Raw genomic sequence first — 6,427 nt, forward strand, 5'->3', positions numbered from 1 at the left:
ATGTCGAAAAATCTTGAAAATATGAGGAATATCAATGAAATTACTTGATGATACACAGATCGGATACAAACTTGTTGGAGGATTTCTGGCAATCTGCCTGATTATGGTCATCATCGCTATCTTTGGAATTGTGAATATGCAAAACATTGCCAAGGATAGCGATGTGATGTATGAACAAGCACTTATCCCAGTCCACACACTGGATCAGGTTAATGCTCAGATAGGAACCATCAGAACAAATCTTCTCAGATATACCCTTTTTCCCGAAGAGCGGAAGTCTTTAAAAGAAAACCTCTCATCATCATTTTCATCTCTTGAAAGCAGTATCATCAATTACAAAGAACATTACACAGACCCTACAACAAGTGCCGATATAGACAGATTATCAGAGCTAATAAATGAACTTAATCAATCTTACCAGCAGACGATGGATGCAGTCGATGCAGGAAACCAGAATGAAGCAATTCAGACACTCTCTGCTACTGGAAGACCAGTCATCATCCGAAACGAAGTCCTTAAAATTATTGATACCCGGATAACTGGCTCAGTTAAACAGGCAGACGATCTTAGGAAAAACAGCAATTCAACATCCTACTTTTCAGCAGTTGTCTTTATTGTAACAACCCTTATTGTAGCACTATGTTCACTTGGATTCGGTCTTTACCTCTCACTTAGTATCACAAAACCATTAGAAGAGGCAGTCTCTGTTGCAGAGCAGATTGGCAAGGGAACATGTACTGCACGGGTTTCTTTCAAAAGGAGAGATGAGATTGGAATGCTCGGATCCTCATTAAACCAAATGGGAGAATCCATCACGGCTATGGTTACTGATACCCGGGCTCTCACCAGGGCAGCATTAAACGGTGAACTGTCAATAAGGGCAGATCCAACACTACATGAAGGAGATTTCAGGCTCATCATATCAGAAGTTAATGCAACCCTTGATGCTGTCATCGGGCCGCTCAATATTGCTGCCGAATATGTAGACAGGATAGCTAAAGGGGATATACCATCCGTAATTACTGAATCATACAACGGAGATTTCAACGAACTGAAAAACAACCTGAACACGTGTATAATCGCCATTAATCATCTGATAGAAGACTCACGCATGCAGAGCGAGGCCGCCATAAGAGGAGAACTCAGTATTCGTGCTGATGCATCAAAACACCGCGGTGACTTCAGAAAAATTGTGGAAGGTGTTAACTCTACACTTGATGCAGTCATCGGACCGCTCAATGTTGCGGCAGAATATATAGATAGAATAGCCAAAGGTGAGATCCCTGCCCATATTACAGACCCATACAGTGGGGACTTCAACGAGCTTAAGAATAACCTGAATACCTGTATTGATGCGATTAATTTATTGCTCGACGATATGGGCTCTCTTAATGATATGGCAGTCAGGGGAGAACTCCTGGCACGAGCTGATCCAAATCGTCATACTGGCGACTACCGGAAGATCGTTGAGGGTATGAACTCGACTCTTAATGCAGTAGTAGAGCCCCTACATGAAGCGATGCGTGTTTCTCAGGAGTTTGCAACAGGGAACTTCAGTGCCAGGATGAACGAGAATCTTGACGTGAAGGGAGATTTCGTTGAGTTCAAAAACGCACTCAATGAGATAGGAATAGAACTCTCCCGTATGATGAAGATGATCAATGAGGAACTGTTTGAATCTGTCAATGTCCTTTCTGCAGCTTCTAGCGAGATCCTTTCAGTCACTGCTGAACTATCATCAGGTACCGCTCAGACAGCAACTTCAGTTAATGAGACCTCAGCTACTGTAGAAGAGGTCAGAAAAACAACTGAAATAACCAATATTAAGGCAAGAAACGTTTCTGATAAATCCATGGCTGTGAGCCAGGTTGCAAAAACGGGTCAGGAGTCGGTGAATGAGATACTTGCAGGTATGACTCAAATCCAGCAACAGATGGAATCCATTGCCGGGAGTGTTGTCAAACTCAGTGAACAGAGCCAGGCTATTGGGGAGATCATCGCAACGGTTACTGACATAGCTGAACAATCCAACCTTCTTGCGGTGAATGCATCAATAGAAGCAGCAAAAGCAGGTGAATACGGAAGAGGATTTGGAGTAGTCGCACAGGAGATCAAAAGTCTTGCTGAACAGTCAAAACTTGCAACAACTCACATAAGGACAATACTCACAGATATACAGCGTGGAATCAGTTCGACTGTAATCTCTACCGAGCAGGGAACAAAGACAGTAGTAAACGGTCTTAAACTCAGTAATGATGCCAGGGATGCTATTGCAGTACTTGCCCAGAATATAAATGAAGCATCCAAGGCTGCAGTACAGATAACAGCTTCAAGTCAGGAGCAGGTTGTAGGAATGGATCAGATCTCATCAGCGATGGAGAGTATCAGGTTGGCGGCACAGAACAACCTTGAAGTGACCAGACAGGTTGAGAAGACCGCAAAGGATCTTCATGACCTGGGTATTAGTCTCAAACAGATAACTGAACGGTTCAAACTCTAATGAGGGCATAGGATGGGTCTGACCGGGGAAGAATTTCTGGCCCAACTACTTGAAACCTTTAAAGAGGAGGCACAGGAACATCTGCAAACCATAGCTTCCGGATTGATGGTCCTTGAGCAGAATGGAACTCAAACTGATGAGTACAACAAAGTAATTGAACAGGTATTCAGAGAAACCCACAGCCTGAAAGGGGCTGCCCGTGCGGTTGGACTCAGGGAGATTGAGACGCTTTGTCAACAGCAGGAAAGTGTTTTTTCTGAAGTGAAAAAGGGGAATCTTACCTTTACACCAGATTCATTTGATCTGTTCCATGATGTTATTCATGCAGTTGAACAACTCCTTGCACAAGAGAAAGGAGTAAAGACTACTGATCTGATTAAAAAACTCAAGACATTATTACCTAAAACATCAACAGTGCCCATTCCACCTCAGCCACCTTCTTCGGCTACTATATCTGAACCGGGATCTCCCGTAATCCAAGCCCCTAAAATAAATAATTCCATTAAATCTTTCACTCAGGATCTGTATTCAGAACAATCTAAAGAAAAAACCATCCAATATCCAAATACCATTACCGAATCAGAAAGTCTGAATCAGAAGGAGTATGGAACCGGATCAAAACAGACGGCTTCTGTAGGAGAAAAACTTCCGTCCCCTATAACCACCAAGGCCGGTTCAACAATAAAGATTTCTTCAGACCGCCTAGTAACTCTCTTTGCACGGGCTGACGATCTGATGGGTGCCCGTCTCGCAGTCAGTCAGCGCTCTTCTTCCATTCGCGGCCTCCTCCAGAATTTCCTGGCATGGCGATGGGCATGGACACAGATAACTACCGATATCGAACATTTGCGTACCGGAGCAGAAGCCACAGGGTTTCACCTGGCAGAGATAGAACATCTCGCAGAATTTCTGGAGTACAACCATGATTTTGTCCAGGTACTTGAAAAAGAACTTACATTAATATCCAGGGCTGCAGCACGGGACCATTATCTCCTTGATACAGCAACTACAGAACTTATCGATGAAATAAAACAGGTCATCCTTGTTCCAGCCTCCTCTCTTCTTGAGATGTATCCCCGTGTAGCACGGGACCTTTCCCGGGAATATGGGAAATTCGTTGATATTACCATTTCAGGTGCAGAGATTGAGATTGATCGAAGAATTCTCGAAGAACTCAAAGACCCTATTCTCCATATAATTAGAAATAGTATCGATCACGGGATTGAATCTCCTGAAATAAGAAAGGAAAAGGGAAAGCCGGAACGTGGAGAGATTAAAATCATAGTATCCCATCTTCGTGGACATCAAGCAGAGATCCGAATTTCTGATAATGGAAGAGGACTTGAACACGAAACCATTCTCTCTAATGCCATATCCAGGGGAATCATAACAAAAGAAGAGGCTGGAGAACTTTTACCAGATCAGATCAGTCGCCTGATCTTCAGATCTGGTCTTTCAACCAGCAAGACCATTTCAAATGTTTCAGGTCGCGGACTTGGCCTAGCCATTGTTCTTGAAAAAACAGAGCATATCGGGGGTAGTGTCAAAGTTGAAACTGGTCCTGATGGAACCACTTTCGTGCTTACTTTACCACTCTCTCTGGCAACATTCAGAGGAATTAAGGTTATAGTCTGCCGTCATCCTTTCTTCTTACCACTTCGTTCTATCGAGCGGGTCATTCGAATAAAACCTGATAACCTCAAAACCATCGAGAACAGGACTGTGATAGAAGAAGATGAACCACTGGCTGTTGTGAGCTTGGCACATATTCTCGGACTGCAGGATTCTGGATTAACCGGAGAAAAACCTCTCAACCTTTTAATCACATCAGCGGCAGGGATACGGTTTTGCCTGCTTGTTGACGAGATAGCAGGTGCCCAGGAGATCGTAGTAAAAAATCTTGGCCCACAGTTGAAACGTGTCAGACATATCAGCGGCGCTTCAGTTACTGGAGATGGAATCGTCATTCCGGTTATTAATTGTGAAGATCTGGCAGCCACCATAACAGGAATGCCTCATTTGCCTCAACCTGCCCTTATGCAGGATGAACCGGCAGGACAGCGGAGTATCCTGGTTACCGAAGACTCAATTACATCACGGATGCTTCTCAAAAATATTTTGGAAGGAGCTGGATATCGTGTTGAAACTGCTGTAGACGGAGTTGACGCATTAATAAAGCTAAAACAAAAACCTGTGGATCTGGTTGTATCTGACGTTGATATGCCGCGGATGAACGGATTTGTCCTGACAGAAAAGATCAGGGATGATCCTGCATTTGCGGAGATTCCAGTTATTCTTGTTACCTCACTTGATTCACGGGAAGATCGTGAGCATGGAATAACAGTTGGAGCTTCTGCATATATTGTAAAAAGCAGCTTTGATCAAAGTAACTTGCTTGAAGTGATCAGCAGACATATTCTATAAAAGCAATTCATGATTCACGTCCTCGTTGTTGATGACTCAAAGGTCTCGCGCGATCTCCTCTCAGGCATTCTGGAGTCTGAACCTGATATTTCTGTGATCGGAACAGCATCTGATGGGAATGAAGCAGTCAGGCTTGCCAATATTCTTTCTCCCGATATCATCACGATGGACATTAATATGCCCGGAATGGATGGGTTTGAGGCAGCCAGGCGTATCATGGAAGAATCACCAATACCGATTATCATCATAAGCGGTGTTGATAACCTTGCCGAGATAGCTGCCTCATTCAGAGTTATGGAAGCTGGTGCTCTAGCAATCCTTCCTAAACCACCTCATCCGACTAGTCCTGATTTTCCAGTAAAATCGCTTGAAATTATTAACGCGATCAGAACCTATGTTGAAATTAAGGTTATCAAAAGGGTCAGAACCCATAGTCCAAAGAATGAGACACTGAAACATACAACAATTCCAAAGGGTGTTCATCCTCGGGTGATTGTTATCGGGGCATCAACCGGAGGCCCACCGGTAATTCAGACGATACTCCGAATACTTGACCCGAAGTTCCCTCTGCCTCTTGTTCTGGTCCAGCACATGTCCCCGGGATTTATCATGGGATTTGCGGAATGGCTATCTGAATCCACGGGATTTAATGTAAAAATCCCTGGGTTAAATGAGAAACTTCTCCCAGGAGTGCTTTATGTAGCACCAGACGGGGTGCAGACAGGAGTGTCAGGAGATTTGAGAATTATCCTTTCAGATGCACCATCAGAACATAATCTCCGGCCTTCAGTATCATATCTTTTTAGATCAGCGGCTGGAAACCTCGGTGCTTCGGCAGTAGGAGTTCTTCTGACAGGAATGGGAACAGATGGATCACAGGAACTATTGAATATGCGAAAGAAAGGTTCGATAACTCTTATTCAGGATCGCGCCAGCTCTATAGTATATGGGATGCCAGGTGAGGCGATGCGGATTGGGGCAGCATCGCTTATACTTTCTCCAGAAGATATTGCTCAACAACTCCAAGTGCTGGCCGGTTAGCGGTGAGAAAGGATGAACGACACAAGGAGATATATTCTGATTGCAGAGGATAGCAGAACTCAGGCAGATATGCTCTGTTACCTGCTCAATCAGGCCGGGTATGAAACTGCTGTTGTTGAGAGCGGGACAGCTGCCCTTGATGCAGTCAGACAACGCAGGCCCGACCTTCTTCTTACCGATATCGTGATGCCAGGCATGGATGGTTATGAACTCTGCACTACGATAAGATCAGATCCGGCAATAGCCTGTGTTCCAGTAATTCTAGTAACACAGCTTTACGATCCAGAGGATGTAATACGGGGGATCAGCTGCGGTGCCAATAACTTTATCATTAAACCATACGATTCCACCAGCCTCATTGCCGGAATAGACGCAGTATTTCGACCGAGAGAAACACCAGAAGAAAAAAAAGGAATACTCAAATTACAGTATAAAGGAAATCAATACTCTGTCAAATCTGAT

The 6,427-nt window shown here is 44.1% G+C and carries 4 protein-coding genes; all 4 read left to right on the forward strand.

The features are described from left to right. Positions 1-34 precede the first annotated feature (34 nt). Positions 35-2,500 (forward strand): methyl-accepting chemotaxis protein, encoded by a 2,466-nt coding sequence (locus tag VN429_RS10930; RefSeq protein ID WP_325633221.1) that lies wholly within the window; start codon positions 35-37, stop codon positions 2,498-2,500. Between the two features lie 12 nt (positions 2,501-2,512). Further along, complete coding sequence (locus VN429_RS10935) at positions 2,513-4,924, forward strand: hybrid sensor histidine kinase/response regulator (RefSeq protein WP_325633223.1); 2,412 nt, start codon at positions 2,513-2,515, stop codon at positions 4,922-4,924. Positions 4,925-4,933: 9 nt separating this feature from the next. Continuing rightward, positions 4,934-5,965, forward strand: coding sequence for a chemotaxis-specific protein-glutamate methyltransferase CheB (gene cheB / locus VN429_RS10940; RefSeq protein ID WP_325633225.1), 1,032 nt, complete (start codon positions 4,934-4,936; stop codon positions 5,963-5,965). 12 nt (positions 5,966-5,977) lie between these two features. Then, on the forward strand, positions 5,978-6,427 hold a 450-nt coding region (locus VN429_RS10945; protein ID WP_325633227.1), incomplete at its 3' end, for a response regulator.

Source organism: Methanospirillum sp. (assembly GCF_035560735.1).
GTDB lineage: Archaea > Halobacteriota > Methanomicrobia > Methanomicrobiales > Methanospirillaceae > Methanospirillum.